At 61.6% G+C, this 18,391-nt stretch carries 1 protein-coding gene; it reads right to left on the reverse strand.

Going from position 1 to position 18,391, the window contains the following annotated elements:
- Positions 1-43: 43 nt before the first annotated feature.
- The gene (locus tag PAG01S_RS11015) at positions 44-18,049 is read right to left on the reverse strand and encodes an Ig-like domain-containing protein (RefSeq protein ID WP_062758683.1); all 18,006 of its coding nucleotides are present in this window, start codon (positions 18,047-18,049) and stop codon (positions 44-46) included.
- Between the last annotated feature and the right edge of the window lie 342 nt (positions 18,050-18,391).

Below are 18,391 nucleotides of genomic sequence, written 5' to 3' on the forward strand. Positions count from 1 at the left end.
TTCGCACCCGCTCTATTCATCTTCTGAACAGACCTTTCAGTCACTACACAACATGAACCTGCAGGTTCTGCTGCACCAGCACATCGCCCAGGGTGTTATCACTGGTCAGCGCCGAGTTGTGGTAGATCTCAAAGACTCTGCCCTCAACGGTACGCTCGCCCGTCACTTCCCAGATTCCGCCGTTGCTGTTAGCCAGTGTCACCTGGCTGCCATCTGCGCCTTTGATCAGCAAATCGTCACTCTGCTTATCCGTGATATTGAGTGCTTCATTGAGATCGAGCTTCACGGAGTTGGTTCCGGTTTTACCCAAATCGAGCACCTCAATGTGTTCGACCTTCAGGCCCAGCGCGGTGAGATCCAGACTGAGATGCTCACCATTCAGCACCAGGGTATCGGTGCCTGCGCCGCCATCAATATGGGTAAAGTTAAGGTCACTGACCGTCACGATATCCGCCCCGCTGCTGCCGGTCACTGTCGCCCCCTCAATGGTGCTGCCATCGGCCAGCGTAATCACGACGCCGCCGATGGTGTACCCCGCCTCCTCTGCCGGTGCCGCTGCCACCGCGGCGTCATTTGCCGCCGCGTTTTCACTGCTGCCGACGGGTGTCACGGTATCCGCTTCGGTGATCAGCGTGGAAGCCACCGCCACATGGGCGCTGCTCTCGTCGCTGCTGGTGCTGCTGTTATGCTGCGTCTCCGCGCTGGCGACAGTAGCGCTGTCATCCGCCACCGAGAACAGCGCAACCGATTCGTTTGCCGCCAGCGTCACCGGTAGCACGGCACCCAGTAACAGGGTATTGGTGGTCGAGTAGCTGTTACCGGCCGCGTCGGTAATCGTGACTTTCGCCAGCGTTCCCAGCGACAGCAGCAGGCCACCCACCGACAGCAGTGAAGGTGAGAAGTTAACTGCGTAACGCCCCAGCGCATCGGTCGTGGTGTTTAGCGTCGGGCCGTTGTTGCCGTTGGAGAGCAGCAGCGTAACGCTCACTTTCGAGCCCTGCGCGGCATTCAGCGATCCCCCCTGCACCACCAGACCCGCCAGTAAGGAACCGACGATGCTCAGCACCGGATCGACTCCGACCAGCGGCTGATTGTGCGACAGCGCGGTAAAGCTGCTGGTACTGGTTGCGGTGTTGCCGCCAATGTCCGCCACCGTAACGGTGAGTGGATGGCTGCCATCGGCGATCCCTTTCAGCGTCGCTGACGGCACGCTGATGCTCCATGCGCCATTCGCACCAATGGTCGTGGTAAGGATATTACCCGCCACGTTCACCGTCACCGTGCCGCCCGCCGCGTTGGTGCTGGTTCCTCTGATGGTTTCAGTACTGTTGGCTTCCGCAATATTGAGGTAGCCATCGCCGCCAAAGAAGCTGTTGACGCTGACCGTCGGCGTGGTGTGACTGACCACACCCAGCGACGCCGAGGTGTTGCCAATGCTGCCCGCACCGTTGGTCACGCTGGCGGTGACAGTCTGCAGACCGTCAGTAATGGCAGCAAGGTTAGCCGCCGGAACAGAGAGACTCCAGTTGCCGTTGCTGCTCACCGTGGTGCTGTAAGTCTGACCACCCAGCGTGACGCGCACAACCGATCCCTCGGCGTTGCTGGCGGTGCCGCTGATGGTCTGCGCCGTTTTCACATCCACCGCGCTCAGCGCACTGTCACCAAACAGCGAGGTAATGGCGACCACCGGCGTCGACTGACTGATGACGCTCAGCGTTCCGCTGCTGTTTGCCACGTTACCGTAGGCATCGGTGCCGGTGACCGTGACGGTTTTACTGCCGTCAGTGATAGCAACAAGATCCGCTTTCGGGACGGTAATACTCCAGTTGCCGCCGCTGACCACTTTGGTGGTGTAGGTCAGGCCATTCAGCGTGGCGCTGACGGTTGAACCGGCAGAGAGGCTGGACGTCCCGCTCAGGGTCTGGTTAGAGGCCAGATCCGCGGCGCTCAGCACACCATCGCCAAACACCGTATTCACCGACAGGGTCGGCTGGAACAGTCCCAGTGACACGCCCGCGCTGGTGCTGCTGACGTTTCCGACCGGATCGGTGACGGCCGCGCTGACGGTGAAGTTCCCGTTCAGCAGCGTTGACAGAATCGCTGGCGAGACGGCGGTTGAGAAACTGCCATCCGCGTTGACCTGCGCGTCGACGATAGTGTTGCCAATCGTCAGCCTGACGCTGCTACCCGCAGCCAGCCCGGAGACCGTGCCGCTGATGGTCTGAGTCACCAGCGACTCCGCCAGGTTCAGCACGCCGTCGCCAAACAGCGGACTGAGGGTGACTTTCGGCAGGTTGTGAATACCGACCAGTGCCCCGGCCGTGGTGCTGTTGGTGTTACCCGCGCTGTCGGTGACGCTGATGCCCACGGTCAGATTGCCATCTGCAATCCCCTGCAACAGCGCTGGCGTCAGCGAGACGTTAAAGTTGCCATTGGCATCGGTCGCCGTCACCAACTGCTGTGAACCTACCGACACCACCACGCGCGATCCCGCTTCCGCGCCGCCAATCACCCCACCGATCACCTGTGTGACCAGCGAATCCGCCACGTTCAGCAGACCGTCGCCAAACAGCGGATTCACGGTGATGGTCGGCAGCAGCGTATCGACCCGGATACCGGCGCTGGTGCTGGCGGTATTGCCCGCCGCATCCGTTACCGATGCGCCCACCGTCAGGTTGCCCTGCGCCAGCGTGCCCAGAATATCTGGCGTCACCGTGGCGCTGAACGCCCCGCCCGCACCCACGGTGGCGGTCACCTGGCTGTTGCCAACCAAGAGCGTCACCACACTGCCCTGCGCGACGTTGTTCACCACCCCGCTGATCACCTGTCCGGTGGCAATATCGGCCAGGTTCAGCACCCCATCACCAAACAGTGAGGTCAGCGAGATTGATGGCGTCTGAGTAAAGATGCCGATGGATGCGCTGCTGGAGGCGACATTACCCGCCACGTCTCTGACGCTGACGCCCAGCGTCAGATTGCCATCCAGCAGAGAGGTCAGATCGCTGCCCGGCAGGTTAACGCTCCACACTCCACCCGCCTGCACCGTCGTGCTGTAACTCTTGCTGCCAAAGGTGACCGTTACCTGGGAACCCACAGCCGCATTTTCTATCACGCCACTGACCAGTTGTCCGGCAGCGGCTTCCGCAATGTTCAGCAGGTTATCACCGCCAAACAGCCCGGTGAGCGCGCCAACCACCGGCACCGCATCGACAATCGCGGTGACGGTTTCACCGACGGTACGGGTGTTGCCCGCGGCATCGGTCAGGGTGACGTCAAGCGCAAGATTGCCATCGCTCAACAGGCCCAGCACCGAAGGCGGCACCACGATGGCCCATTTACCATCCTGGCCCACTGACGCAGAGAGCGTTGTGCCGCCCAGTACCACCGATACCGTGGCACCCACACCCGCCGAGGTCGCAACCCCGGAGATAGTCTGCGCCACCGTGGTATCCAGCGCGCTGAGCGTGCCGTCGCCGAACACCGAGTCGACCACCAGCGTCAGCGCACTGTTGACCACTTTGTTGACCGTCAGCGTGGCGTCGGTCTGGTTGCCCGCACCGTCATTGACCCGCACGCCAAACACCAGCGCACCGTCAGTGAGACTCGACAGGACATCCGGCGCGAGATCGATGCTCCAGCGTCCGTCAGCACCCACCGTCGCGGTGGCGATCGGCGCGGCATCGCCCAGATAGAGACCGATGGTCTGGCCTTCTGCTCCCTGCGCGCTGCCGGTCAGCACCTGGCTTAGCACCAGGTCAGCGGCGTTGATCACGTTGTCGCCGAGGAACGCGTCGACCAGGACCAGCGGCGCGGCGGTATCGACCGTCACCGTCTGGGTGGTCGTCGTCACGTTACCAGCCGCATCCGCCAGCTGCGCGGTGATCACCGGCGAGCTGCCATCGGGAAGAGCCTGCATCGCGCTGGCAGGAACCGTTGTGGACCAGGTGCCGTTGCTCTGCACCACGGCGTTGTAGGTCTGATTATTGAAGGTCACCACCACCGTGCGACCCACTTCGCTGAGATCGGCGGTGCCACTGATGGCCTGGCTGGTGGCACTTTCATTGCCATTGACCTGGTTGTCACCGGTAAACGGATTGAGAGTCAGTGCCGGTGGCGTAAGGTCGATCAGCACGTTACCGCTGGTGATCACAGGGGTAGTGCCATCGGTAGCATTCACCGTGATAGCGACGCTGCCGTCCGCATTGCCAAAGGCGCTGACCGGCAATGCCGCCGTTGACCAGTTGCCCGACGCATCCAGCGTAGTCGCGTACTCCTGATCACCAATCGACACCGTCACTACCCCACCCGCACCGAGGTTAGCGGAGGTGCCACTCACTACCACACCACCCGCCACGTCCTGAGTGCTGATGATGTTGTCGCCCGACACCGTGCCCAGCGTGACCAGCGGCCCTGGCGGTGGGGTAAGATCTACCGTCAGCGCAACCGTGCCGTTGGCGGTATTGCCTGCCAGATCGGTCACTGCCAGCGCCAGGGTCGTCGATGGACCAAAGGTGGCCATCTGTTCTGGCGTCAGCGTTACACTCCAGTTGCCGTTGGCTGTCACTATCGCGGTGCCAAGCAGCGTGTCATTCAGCGAGATTGAGACCACTGATCCCGGCTCGGCTCCCGCTGCGGTGCCGCTGAGACTCTGCGGCTGAATGCTCTCGGTGTAGTTCAGCGCATTGTCACCGGTAAAGGCGGCAACATTAAGCACCGGCGGTGTGGTGTCGAGCACCAGCGAGCTGTTAATGGTGGTGCTGTTGCCCGCCGCATCGGTTGCCGTCACGGTAACCGGATAGGTGGCATCCGGCAGAAGTGAAAGCTCCGCCGTTGTCAGTGGCACCGTCCAGTTCCCATTGGCATCCACTGTCGCGGAATAGGTTGTGCCGCCAAGCGTAAGCTGCACAGTCTGATTCGCGCTCGCCTCACCGGTGGTTCCGCTCAGCGTTACTCCCGCGGCCACATCGCCGCCATTCACATAACTGCCAAGGAATTCCGGATTGACCGCAGGCTGCGGCGCGCTGAGATCTGCGGTGAACGGCAGCTGCGCCGATGCGCTGTTGCCCGCCGCATCCACGACGTTAACCGTCAGTGATTGCGCACCGTCACCCAGTGAACTCAGGGCGTTGGCAGGAATGTTAACAGTCCAGTTACCGTTGCTTGCCACCGTGCCAGAATAGAGGCTGCCGTTGACATCCACGGTAATGCTGACCGCCTGGTTCGCCCCGACACTGCCGGTGGTGCCGGTCAGGGTCACCCCTGCCGCGGCTTCACTGATGTTCAGCAGGTTGTCGCCGCCAAATGCGCCTGGGTTGAAGGTCGGCACAGGCAGCGCCACCTCTGTCACCACGTTCTGCGCCGTCGCGTCGCTGTTACCCGCGATATCGGTCGCCGTCACGGTAATGGTGTGGGTGCCGCTGGTGAAGGTGGCTAACTGCGCTGGCGACAGGGCCAGAGACCAGCTGCCATCGGTCTGCACCGTGGCTGCCAGCGGCTGACCGTTGTTAAAGCCGGAGATGAGCACCGTTACCGTCTGTCCGGCACCGGTAATGCCGGTTGTGCCACTGAGGATCTGTTCACCGGCCGCCTCTGCTGCGTTCAGCGCACCGTCTCCAAACGGCAGGTTCAGCGTCACGTCCGGCAGCGCATTCACGGCCACCAGCACAGTGCCACTGGTGCTGCCGATGTTGCCGTTCGCATCGGTAACCGTCACGCTCACCGGCCAGTTGCCATCCGGCAATGACTGCAATACAGAAGGCGGCAGATCCAGCGACCAGCGCGAACCATCCGCACTGAGCGTAGCGGAATAGACCGTGCCATTAACGGTCACCGTGACCGACGCGGCGTTATTAATATTCACCGCACCAGTCAGGGATCCGCCTGAGGCGGCCTCTTCAGCATTGATACGGCCATCAATAAATGGCGTATCCAGCGTTGGATTAGCAATCGGCGTAATCGCAGCGACGAACGTTTTGATCGTTTCAATGCTGTTACCGGCCCGATCCGTGGTGGTGAGGGTCAGAGTATGTTCACCGGTTCCCAGGCTGGCAATGAACTCTGGGGGCAGGCTGGCAGTCCAGTTGCCATTGGCATCGACCGTCACCGACAGCGGGATATTGTCATCGCCTACCGTGACGCTCAGGGTCTGGCCCGGCACGACGGTGGAGGTGCCGGTGACCAGCTGAACGGAGCCTGCTTCGCTGATATTAATGATGTTATCGCCGAACAGTGTCGTGTCGAAGGCGGCTGAAACAGGATCACTCTGCAGGATCTCAACGCCTGCGGTAACCTGCGCCGGATTACCGGCACCATCCGCGGCGCTGACCACCACCTGTGTCAGTCCATCGGCCAGGCCCGTCAGCGCGCCCGGTGCCAGGTTCAGCGTCCAGTTGCCGCTGGCATCCGTGGTGGTGCTGAAGTTCTGCCCGCCTACAGAGATGTTCACCACACTGCCTTCCGGCAGATTGGTACTGTCACCACTCAGCGTTAACGCCCCTTCCGCATCTGCCGCACTGATCAGCGCATCGCCAAACGGCGTATTCAGCGTCAGCGCTGGCAGGGTATTAAACGCGACCTCCAGTGACGTGGTGCTGTCTGTGGTGGTATTGCCCGCCGCGTCGGTGACCGAAACGGTAATCGCATTGGGGCCGTCCGCCAGCTGCTGCAGGTCAGCGGTCGGAATAGTAAGTGACCAGTTACCGTCGGCATCGGCCGTGGTGGTATAGCTGACGTTATTCAGCGTCACCGTCACCGGCAATGCGCCCGTGGTGTTGCCGCTGATGGTGAGATCCTGCAGCGACTCCGCCAGGTTAAGGGTATCTCCCGCGTCGACCGTGATATTCGTCAGCGCAGGCGGTGTGGTAATGAAACTGACCTCCTGAGTGGCGGTCGCCGGATTGCCTGCGACATCAGTGGCGGTCACGGTAAAGATTTGCGTGCTGCCCGGAGCCACGCTGGTAAAGGCAGCAGACGGCACATTCACCGTCCAGTTGCCGTCAGCGTCGAGCGTGGTGCTGTAGTCAGTGCCGTTAAACGACACCGTCACCAGCGTACCCGCTGCCAGCAGGGTGCTGCTGCCGCTGACCGCGACATCCGCTGTGGCCTCGGTGGCGTTAATCACATCATCGCCGGCTACCACGTTCATGGTCAGCGTCGGCTGAACCTGCTCGCTGGCCAGCACGACCAGGCTGGTGCTGGCGCTGGCCGGATTGCCAGATGTATCCGCTGAGACCACGACCAGCAGCTGATCGCCATCCGGCAGATTACCCAGATCGGCGGCCGGAACGGTCACCGTCCAGCTGCCATCGGCTGCCACCGTGCCGCTGTACTGAATGTTATTCAGCGTCACCGTCACCAGCTGGCCTTCCACCAGGTTGTTACTGGTGCCGCCGATGCTCAGATCCTGTAGCGACTCCGCCTGATTAAGGAAGTTATCATCACTGATGGTCCCGATGGTCAGGGTTGGCAGGTTCAGAGTGTCAGCATCACGCGTCAGGGTCTGGGTGACCGTGGCCGGGTTGCCCGCGGCATCGGTCATTGAGACAGCAACGGTGTAGCTGCCGTCTGCCAGCCCCTGCACGACGCTGGCTGGCAGTGTCACCTCCCAGGTGCCGTCAGAGAGCACCTGAGTGGTGTAATCGACGTTCTGGAAGCTGACGGTGACCGTCTGTCCGGCATCCGCTACCGACGCACTGCCGCTGATAGCGACCGCTTCCAGCACCTCTACCGAATTGATGATGTTGTCGCCGCCGATGGCATTGACGGTCAGCACTGGCGGCGTGAGATCCACCGTAACGGCGCTGGTCAGCGAACCACTGTTACCGGCGGCATCGCTGGCATTAACCACCAGCGTAGTAACCCCCTCGCCCAGCGTCTGCACCTGATCTGCTGTTAAGGTCAGCGTCCAGTTACCCTGCGCATCCACCGTAGCGGAATAATCGTTCCCGCCCAGCGTCACGCTGACGGTCTGGCCGTTGCCCGCTACACCGGTGCTGCCGGTCAGCGTCTGACCGACCCCCTGTTCCGCCAGGTTCAGATAACCATCACCAAACGGGGTGTCTATGCTGACGGCCAGCGACGCCGTTGCCACGGTGATTTCACGGGTTTCGGTTACCGGGTTACCCGCCGCATCGCTGACCGTCACGGTCAGAATGTACGCCCCGGCCGGAATACCGGCCAGCGAACCCGCAGGCAGCGTCAGATTCCACTCGCCGTTCTGGTCAACCGTGGTGGTCCAGGTCTGGTTGTTCAGGGTAATGGTGACCTGCTGTCCGGCTTCGGCATTGCTGTTGCCGCTGAGAACAATCGGCGCGGTGCTTTCGGCAATATTGATACTGTTATCGCCCGCAACCGTATTCAGTGTCAGGGTCGGTGGCGTCAGATCCACCGTCACGCTGCCCTGGCTGCTGCCGGTGTTACCCGCTGCATCCTGGACTGTGACGGTGTAGTTCAGAAGATCTTCCGGCAGGCCGGCCAGCGCGGAAGCCGGCACGCTGATCTGCCAGTTGCCATTGCCGTCGACGGTGCCGTTGTAGGTTGCGCCATTCAGCAGCACGCTCACCGTCTGGCCGTCACCGGTTATGCCGGTGGTGCCGCTCAGGGTTTGTGCTGTGGCGATCTCGCTGCTGTTGAGCAGGCCATCGCCAAAGGCCGAGACGATCTGCGGTGCTGGCAGCGTCGCCAGCACGCTGAGCGCTGCCTCGCTGCTCAGGGTCGCCCCGCCGCTGTCCGTTGCGGTGACCGTCAGAGTGTAAGGCCCATCGGCGAGCGCCGTCAGTGCCTCAGCCGGAACGATCACTGTCCAGCGGCCGCTGGCCGAGACCTGCGCGGTGTAGCTGATGTTGTTAAACAGCAACGTGACCGTGCTGCCCTCTGTCACGTTCACCGACGTACCGGTGACGACCAGGGCCTGACCCAGCTCCTGCGCATTCAGGTAGTTATCTTCGCTGATGGCATCCATCGCCAGGCCAGAGGCGTTGCTATTGACGTCAAAGGTGAGATTGCTGGTGGTGGTGTTGCCCGCCACATCGCTGACTGCCACGGTAAAACTGGCGCTGCCATCATTAATCGCGGCCAGCGCACCGGCTGGCACGATCAGGCTCCATGCCCCGCTCGCCTGCACGGCGGCGCTGTAGACTGTGCCGTCAACGGTGACGGTCACCAGCTGACCCGCTTCGACGTTGGTGGTGGTGCCGGAGAGACGTTGATCGGTGAGGCGCTCAGCGCCATCGACCACGTTGTTACCGGCAAAGGCATCCAGCGTCAGGGTCGGCAGTGTGCCTGGCTCCACTTTCAGCGCCAGTTCGCGGCTGGTGGTGGTGGCATTTCCTGCCGCATCGCTGGCGGTCACGGTCAGCGGATAGCTGCCGTTGCCCAGCCCGGTGTAAACCGTGGCGGGCAGATCCAGCGACCAGACGCCGTTGACGTCAGCGGTGGTGCTCAGGGTGGTGCCGTTAAAGCTGGCCACAATCAGGGCGTTAGCTTCGCTGCTGCCGGTCAGCGTCAGCGGCTGCTGACTTTCAGCGGCGTTAATGATGCCATCGGATGGCGTAATGAAGTTCAGCACCGGAGGCAGTGTATCCACCACCAGGTTGCCATCAGCCTGGCTGCTGTTGCCCGCTACATCACTGACGACCACGGTGTAGCCACTATTGCCCTGCGGCAATGCAGACAAGACATCGGCCGGAACGGCGACCTGCCAGTTGCCTGCGGCATCGACCGTGCCGCTGTAGTTGTTGCCGCCCAGCGTCACGACGACGGTCTGGCCGTCGCCGGTCACGCCCGTGTTACCGGTGATCGCGCCACCGGCGGCGGCTTCCTCACCGTTCAGAATGCCATCATCAAAGGCCACGCCCGGGGTCGCCACCGGCAATGCGCTGGCGATCACCGTCAGGGTAGCGTCGCTGGTCGCCAGCGGCTGTCCGTTAGCGTCGCTGGCGGTGGCGATGATGGTCTGCGGGCCATCTGCCGTTCCGGTAAAGGTGCCTGCCGGTAAGGTCAGGCTCCAGCTTCCATCTGCCGTCACGGTGGTGCTGACCGTGGTGCCGTTGGCCAGCACGGTGACAATGCTGCCATCAGGCAGACCGCTGGTGCTGCCGCTGACCACGACGGCGCCACCCAATTCCTGCGCATTGAGGTAGTTGTCGTCACTGACGGGTGCCAGCGCGATCGACGGCAGGGTGTTGTCCACACTGAAGTCAAGCGTGCTGCTGGCGGTGTTACCCACGGCGTTGATGACGCTGACGTTCAGCGTCTGAGTGCCTTCTCCCAGTTCAGCCAGGGCGCCCGCAGGCAGAATAATGCTCCAGTTGCCGCTGGCCTCGACCACACCGCTGTATTCGATGCCATTCAGGGAGATGATCACCTGCTGGCCCGGTTCGACATTCGTGCTGCTGCCGCGCACCGTTATCGGCTGCAGCTGCTCCGCTGCCGTGACGATGCCGTCACCGGCGAAGGTGCTGCTGTCGATGGTCAGTACAGGCTGCACGTCCGACGCGGTTGCCACATTCAGATCAACCACCTGGCTGCTCTGATTCCCGTTAGCACTGGTTTCCGTCACCGTCACCAGATTACTGCCTGGAGGTAGTGCCGCCAGCGCTTCAGGGGCGATCTGCAGCGTCCACTGGCCGTTAACGCCAACGGTGGTGCTGTAGAGCTGGTCATTGAGCTGCACCGTGACCACGTCGCCATTCTGACCACTGCCACTCACCACCAGCGGCTCTGCCAGTTCCCCGACGTTCAGCGCGTTATCACCGCTGACCGGCGCGACGACCAGCGGAGGCGGCGTAGTCGCAACCGTCAGGGCACTGTTCTGGCTGCTGCTGTTACCGGCCGCGTCGGTGACGGTGACCACCACCGGGTAGCTGCTGCCATTGGTCAGACCGGCAAGCGCCGCTGGCGGAACAGCCAGCGCCCAGTTTCCGTCACCATCAACGGTGCCGGTGTAGGTCATGCCATTCAGCGTCACACTGACGCGATCGCCTTCACTGCCTGCGCCGCTGAAACTGAACCCTGCCGCCTGCTCAGCGATATTCAGCACGCCATCACCCGCGGGCGCAGCGATACTGAAGTCTGGTGCCGTGGTATCCACGGTAACCGGGAATGGCGTGGTAGCCACGTTGCCACTGACGGTGGTGACGGTCACGTTGAGATCGTAACGGCCATCTGGCAACTGTTGCAGATTCGCAGCAGGCACGGTGGCGGTCCAGCTGCCATCGGCGGCAACCACTGCGTCATAGGTCTGGCCATTCAGCGCAAGGCTGACGCTGCTGCCTGGCGTAACGGTGCCGCTGAGGGTCAGATCGGTGGCGGTTTCAGCCTCATTAATCGTGCCATCGGTAGCAATCGGGTTAACGGTCAGCGCCGGTACGCCGGTATCAACAATCAGCGGCTCGCTGATGCTGGTGCTGTTACCCGCTTCATCACTCACCGTCACGGTAATCGGATTGCTGCCCTGCGCAAGTGCCTGCAGTCTGTCTGCGGGTATCGTCACGCTCCATTCACCATTCGCGTCTACAGTGGCCGGATAGCTGGTACCGCCCAGGGTCACGCTGACGGCCTGGCCTGGCAGCACTGTGCCGGTCAGCGTCTGCGCCGCGCTGGCTTCATCGGTATTAAGTATGCCGTCAGTGAATGGCGTGTTGATTTGCGGGTCTGCCAGCGGCGCGGTCGCCACCAGCAGCGGCAGGCTGTTCTGCACATCACCCGAAGAGACGGTAACGGTGGTCGTGCCCTGCGGCAGCGTCGCCAGATCGGCAGCCGGCACGGTCAGGGTCCACGCGCCGGTTTCATCGGTTGTGGTGGTGTAGACGGTGCCGCCAGTCACCAGCGTTACGCTGATCGGGCTGTTAGCCGGCAGGTTCGCTGAACCGCCGCTGAGGATAAGATCGCTCTGCGCCTCCAGGGCATTCAGCGCATTGTCGTCACTGATTGGGGCAATCGACAGCGACGGTACGGGTGAAGTAACCACGCTGAACTGCCCTTCAGCAGGCAGCGCCGGGTTACCGGCCACATCGGTAATCGCCACGGTGAAGGTTTTATCGCCTGCACCGCCCAGCGATCCGGCTGGCAGCGACACACTCCAGCTACCGTTCGCCTGTACTACGCCATCGTAAGACTGGCCATTGATGGTCAGCAATACCGGCTGACCTGCCGGTACGCCGGTGACGTTACCGGTGACCAGAATGTCGGTGAGCTGTTCAGCGCTGTCGACCTGATTATCGCCGGTCACGGGATTAATGGTCAGCGCCGGCGACGTTGCCGCCAGCACAGTGACGCTGGTCGGTACGGTGCTGCTGTTGCCATAAGCATCGCTGAGTACCACATCCACCGGATAGGTTGCGTCACCCAGCTGGCTGATAATCGCGGCGGGCACCGTAACACTCCACGCGCCATCGGTATCCACGGTGGCGGTGTAGGTCTCGCCATTGAAACTCACCGTGACGGTGTCGCCCTGGGCCCCCCCGCGTCCGTCGAGTGTGAGATCCTGAGTGTGTTCAGCGATATTGATATAACCATCACTGCCCGGCGTGGAGACTTCCAGCAACGGCGGTGTGGTGGCGAAAATCAGTGAACTGCTGGCTGGCGTGGTATTACCATCGGCGTCTGTCGCCACTACCGATACCGGTTGGGTACCGTTGGGCACATTTGCCAGGTCGGATGCCGGAACGGTGACACTCCAGCTGCCACCCTGCGCCACCACGGCGCTGTAGGCCACGTTATTCAGCGTGACGCGGATGATGTCGCCTTCGTCGCCGGTTCCGCTGACGATTAGCGGCTGCTGCGCGTCGCTGACGTTGATCACGCCATCATCACTGAGATCGTTGAGCGTCAGAGCGGGCACCGCGGTAGCCACCCGCAGTTCCGTATTCTGAGTGCTGATGTTACCGGCCGGATCGGTCACGGTGACGGTCACCGGATAGGTCTGATTGGTCAGCGTGCCGAGATCGGCCACCGGGACGGATGCACTCCAGTTACTGTTTTCGTCAACAATGGCGGTGTAGGACTTACCGTTTAACTCCACCGTCACGCTGTCACCCGGTGTGCCGGTTCCGCTGATTTGCAGCGGCGTAGTGAGTTCGTTGTTGGTCAGGACGCCATCACCGCCCGGTGCGGTAACAGTCGCAACCGGAGGCTGCGTGCTGACCGTCAGGGGCTGCGTCTGCGTGGTGGTATTACCACTGGCATCAGTCAGTGTAACTACCAGCGTATAGCTGCTGCCATCTGACAGGGCCTGCAGCGCCGCTGGCGGCAGATCCACCGTCCAGTTGCCCTGCCCATCTACGGTGGCGCTGTAACTCACGTTATTCAGCGAGACAGAAACCACTTCGCCCGGCAACGCACCTGAACCGCTGACCGGCAGACCGGCAGCCACTTCGCTGCTGTTGAGAATGCCATCGCCGCCTGCGACCTCTGCCACAATCAGATTCGGTGGCAGCGTGTCGACGCTGAAGTTGAGCGTCTCGTCCACGCGGTTGCCTGCTTCATCAATCGCGGTAATGATCAGGCTGTTGGCACCCTGTGGCAGTAAGGCGAGATCGGCGGCCGGCAGCGCCAGGCTCCAGCTGCCGTCAGGATTGACCGTGGTGCTGTAGGTTTTACCGTTAAGTTCCAGTTCAACCTGCTGGCCCGGCACGGCTTTGCCGGTGCTGCCGCCGATCAGCAGATCGCTGCCCGCTTCCACCCGGTTGAGAAGGCCATCGGTGATCGCGCTCTCCTCCAGCGTGATTTGCGGCAGCGTGGCTGCGACTACATTCAGCTGAGCGGAGTCGGTCAGCAGTGCGCCGGTGGCGTCGGTGGTGGTGACCGAAATCAGTTTTACGCCGTCGGTAATAGTGGTGAGATCGCCTGCCGGAACGGTGACGCTCCAGAAGCCATTGCTGTTCACTACCGCGCTGTAATTGCTGCCGTTAAAGTTAAGCTGCACTGCCTGGCCCGGGTTAACGCCGACTGCAGATCCGCTGATGATCAGATCGCTGCTCAGCTCCTGCTGGTTCAGGAAACCATCAAGGCTGACAGGTTCACTAATGGAAACCACGCCAGGTTCGCCTGCCGCCGGGGCGACGTTAATATCGCGGGTGTCGGTAGCTGAGGCGCCTGCCGCCGTTGTGACGCTGACCGCGATGGTGGTGCTGCCCGCCGCCAGTGCGCTGAGCGCCGCAGAGGGGATCTGCGTGCTCCAGCTGCCATCCGCGTTGACCAGCGCAGTGTAATTTTGGCCGCCCAGGGTAATGGTGACCGTCTGGCCCGCCTCCACGTTGCTGGTGCTGCCGGACAGCGTCTGGTCCAGCGCTTTTTCGCTGTTATCCAGCAGATCGTCACCGGCAAACAGGGCGATCGTCACCGTCGGCGTACCCGGTTCCGCTGGCGCTTCCACCGCAATCACCCGATCTTCGCTGACTGTTACGCCCGCCTGATTGGTGACTGTGGCCGCGATAGTCGCGTTGCCCGCCGTCAGTGCCGCCAGCGCGCTGGCCGGGACGCTCAGGCTCCAGCTGCCATCCGCGCCGACCGTGGCGCTGTAAGTCTGGTCGCCCAGCGTAACGGTCACGACCTGACCCGCCTCGACATTGGTTGAGCTGCCGCTCAGCAGCTGATCGCTGGTTTTCTCATCGTTGCTCAGCACGTCATCCACGGCGAACTGATCGAGCGTGATAGTGGGCTGGCCCGGCTCGGTAACCGGCGGCTCAACCGTGATCGGCAGCGTGTCACTGACGGTGGTGCCTGCCGCGTTGCTGACCGTGACCACCAGCGAGGCAGAACCGGCTGCCAGCGCACCGAGTGCATCGGCCGGAATGGCAATGTTCCAGCTGCCGTCGGCGCCAACCGTTCCGCTGTAGCTCTGGCCGCCCAGCGTCACCGTGACAATCTGGCCCGCCTCGACGTTGGTGGTGCTGCCGGAGACCGCCTGCGCTTCCAGCTTCTCATCGTTGCTCAGGATGTTGTCGTCAGCAAAGGCATTGAGAGTTAGCGTCGGGGTGCCTGGCCCGGTGCCCGAGGACTCCACCAGGAAGTCGCGGGTTTCAGTGATCTGAGTACCAGACTGATCTGTCACCGTCACATTCAGGGCTGCGCTACCGGCTGTCAGCGCCGCCAGCGAACTGGCAGGAATCGACACGCTCCAGCTGCCATCCGCGCCGACCGTGGCGGTAAAAGTCTCTCCGTTCAGGGTGACAGTGACCTGCTGGCCTTCACCGATATTGGTGGTGGTGCCGCTCAGCAGCTGATCGCTGGCTTTCTCGCTGTTGCTGAGGATGTCATCCCCGGCAAAGGCGTCGATGGTTACGGTGGCTTCACCCGGCTGCGTTACCGGGGCTTCGACAGTGACTGGCTGCGTTGAAGTGACTGTGTCGCCCGCTGCATTACTGACCGAGACGGTCAGTGTGGTGGTGCCTGCTGCCAGCGCGTTCAGCGCGGCTGACGGCACGGCGACGCTCCAGCTGCCATCACCCTGCACGCTGGCACTGTAGGTCTGACCGCCCAGGGTGACCGTCACGATCTGCCCGGTTTCGACATTACTGGTGCTACCGCTGACAAGCTGATCGACCGCTTTTTCGTCGTTGCTCAGAAGGTTATCGCCGGCGAAATCATTCAGGATCAGAGACGGCACGCCCGGTTCCGTTACTGGCGTCTCAACTGCGATATCGCGGATTTCGGTAGTGCTCACGCCATCGGCATTGCTGACGGTAACGCTGATGGTATTAGCTCCCGCAGGCAGATTACCCAGCGCGGCTGCCGGAACAATTACACTCCAGTTACCACTGCCATCGACGGTGCCGAGGTAAGTCTGGCCACCGAAGGTGACTGTCACCGTCTGGCCCGCTTCGATGTTGGTGGTGGAGCCGGAGAGCGTCTGGGCCGTCCCTTTTTCATCGTTGCTGAGGATGTCATCCCCGGCAAACTGACCAATGGTGACGGTGGGTTCGCCCGGCAGTGTGACAGGCGCTTCCACGGTGATGGGCAGCGTGCCGGTCACGGTATCACCGGCCACATTGCTGACTGAAACCGTCAGCGTCGTTTCACCTGCCGCCAGGGCGCTCAGGGCCGCCGATGGCAAAGTAACGCTCCAGTTGCCCTGCGAATCAACGCTGCCGCTGTAAGTCTGGCCGCCCAGGGTGACTGTTACCAGCTGACCGGGTTCAACATTGCTGGTGCTGCCGGTGAGTGTCTGATCGGTGACTTTCTCCCCATTACTCAGCACGTTGTCCCCGGCAAAATCATCCAGCGTGACGGATGGCGGGCCCGGAACGACCGGCGTATCAATGCTGATCGCGCGGTTTTCACTGGCTTCAATGCCAGCCTGGCTGGTGACGACCGCGGAAATCGCCACCGAACCGGCTGCCAGCGCATTCAGTGCCGCAGGCGAGAGCGTGACGCTCCAGTTGCCCTGCGCATCCACTACTGCGCTGTAGGTCTGATCGCCCAGCGTGATGGTGACAATCTGGCCCGCTTCCACATTGGTGGTGGTGCCGCTAAGTACCTGATCGCTGCTTTTCTCGGCATTGCTGAGAATGTCATCACCGGCAAACTGATCGATGGTGATAACGGGCGTACCCGGCTGAGTCAGTGGTGGCTCTACGTTTACGGTCAGGCTACCGCTGGCAGCGGTTCCTGCCTGGTTAGCAACGGTGGCAGTCACCGTGGTGGTGCCGGATGCCAGTGCGGTCAGCGCATCAGCAGGCACGGTAATGCTCCAGCTACCGTCGCCTGCCACGCTGCCGCTGTAGCTCTGGCCGCCCAGTGTAACCGTGACGATCTGCCCGGCTTCGACGTTGGTGGTGCTGCCGCTAAGAATCTGATCGCTGGTTTTTTCTGCGTTGCTCAGCACGTCGTCGCCGGTAAACGGGGCGATCGTCAGGGCTGGCACGCCAGGGGTGGTGTCAGGTGCCTGCACCTGGATACCCAGGCTGGCGGAAGCCGCCGTGCCCGCGGCGCTGGTCACACTGACCGAAATGGTGCTGCTGCCTGCAGCCAGCGCCGAGAGTGCGGCAGCCGGAATTGAGACGCTCCAGCTGCCATCCGCCCCCACAGTGGCGTTATAGCTCTGTCCGCCCAATGTCACACTGACCTGCTGGCCCGCTTCGACATTGCTGGTGCTGCCGGACAACGTTTGTGGCGTGGTTTTTTCGCTGTTATCCAGCAGGTTATCGCCCGCAAACGGGTTCAGGCTAATGGACGGCGCAGCCGGTGTGCCGGGATCGGCGGCCGCGACGGTAATGGGCAGGCTGCCGGTGGTCGTCGTGCCCGCCGCGTTAGTGACGCTGACGTCGATGGTGGTGGTGCCTGCGGCGAGTCCCGCCAGCGCGGCAGCAGGAATAGTGACGCTCCAGCTGCCGTCAGCACCGACGGTGGCGTTGTAGGTCTGGCCGCCCAGCGTGACAGTGACAATCTGACCCGCTTCGACATTACTGGTGGTGCCGCTCAGTACCTGATCGCTGCTTTTTTCCGCGTTATCCAGAACGTCATCGCCAGCGAATGCATTGAGCGTGATAGCAGGCGTCCCCGGCGTGACCGGTGTTCCAGGATCGGTGCCACCATCATTGCCGCCACCGTTACCCCCACCGCCGCCACCACCACCACCGCCGACGCCAACGGCCAGACCGGCTAAGCCGAGCACACCCAGACCGCCCGCCGTTATCACACCCATCGAGGTGTTGGCGTTATCTGCCAGCAGCAGCGGCTCTACGCTGTCGAGTGATTCATAGGTTGGCGTGACCGACGTGGAAGCGAGTTCAGCCCCTTCTGCGGTCTGGGGAAAGAGCGCGTGTTCTGGTGGGTTGACGCCATCATCGAACACCAGTTCGCTGTGCTGGCCATCGGCGTCGTCGAGGAAGAATTTCTGATAGCGGACAGTCTTGCCGTCGCGCATATGCAACACCAGATCGTTACCCTGGCGCTCATACTGCGTCACCATGTCGCGGGTGCCGCTGATGCGCACGACGCTGGGCTCGGTGAGGTTAATGGATTGTGACGAACCGCTGACGGACTGCGAGATGAGTGTGCCGTTTTCGCGCGAGATAATGTCTACACGGCCTTGCGTGAGTTCTGCCATTTGTGACCTCTACTCCACCAGATTAGCTAATATACTGAATCCATAAACATAAAATTATTTTATGCTTACAGTGTTCACACATAGTTTCATCTTCTGAAAATCAGAAGATGTCTTAACCTGGTGTATGTCGAAACGGCAAAGCCAAAGCTGGTCACACGCTCTAATCAGAGTGGCGAGTGACGGTGTTATTGTTAGTTTTACTTGTACAGACTCACGCAAAATGTAACGTTTCTGACAGATTAAGTTTTAGCGTAGCCGTGTTAAAAAACAATTTCAATGTACAGATTTAATTATGTTTTAATCTTCATTACATAAGCCTCACTTGAAAAAAGGTTTTCATAA

This window comes from Pantoea agglomerans NBRC 102470 (assembly GCF_001598475.1).
Classification (GTDB): Bacteria; Pseudomonadota; Gammaproteobacteria; order Enterobacterales; family Enterobacteriaceae; genus Pantoea; species Pantoea agglomerans.

Bases quoted from the DNA above. Each gene is read 5' to 3' on its own strand.
- PAG01S_RS11015 (WP_062758683.1), bottom strand. From the start codon at position 18,049: ATGGCAGAACTCACGCAAGGCCGTGTAGACATTATCTCGCGCGAAAAC.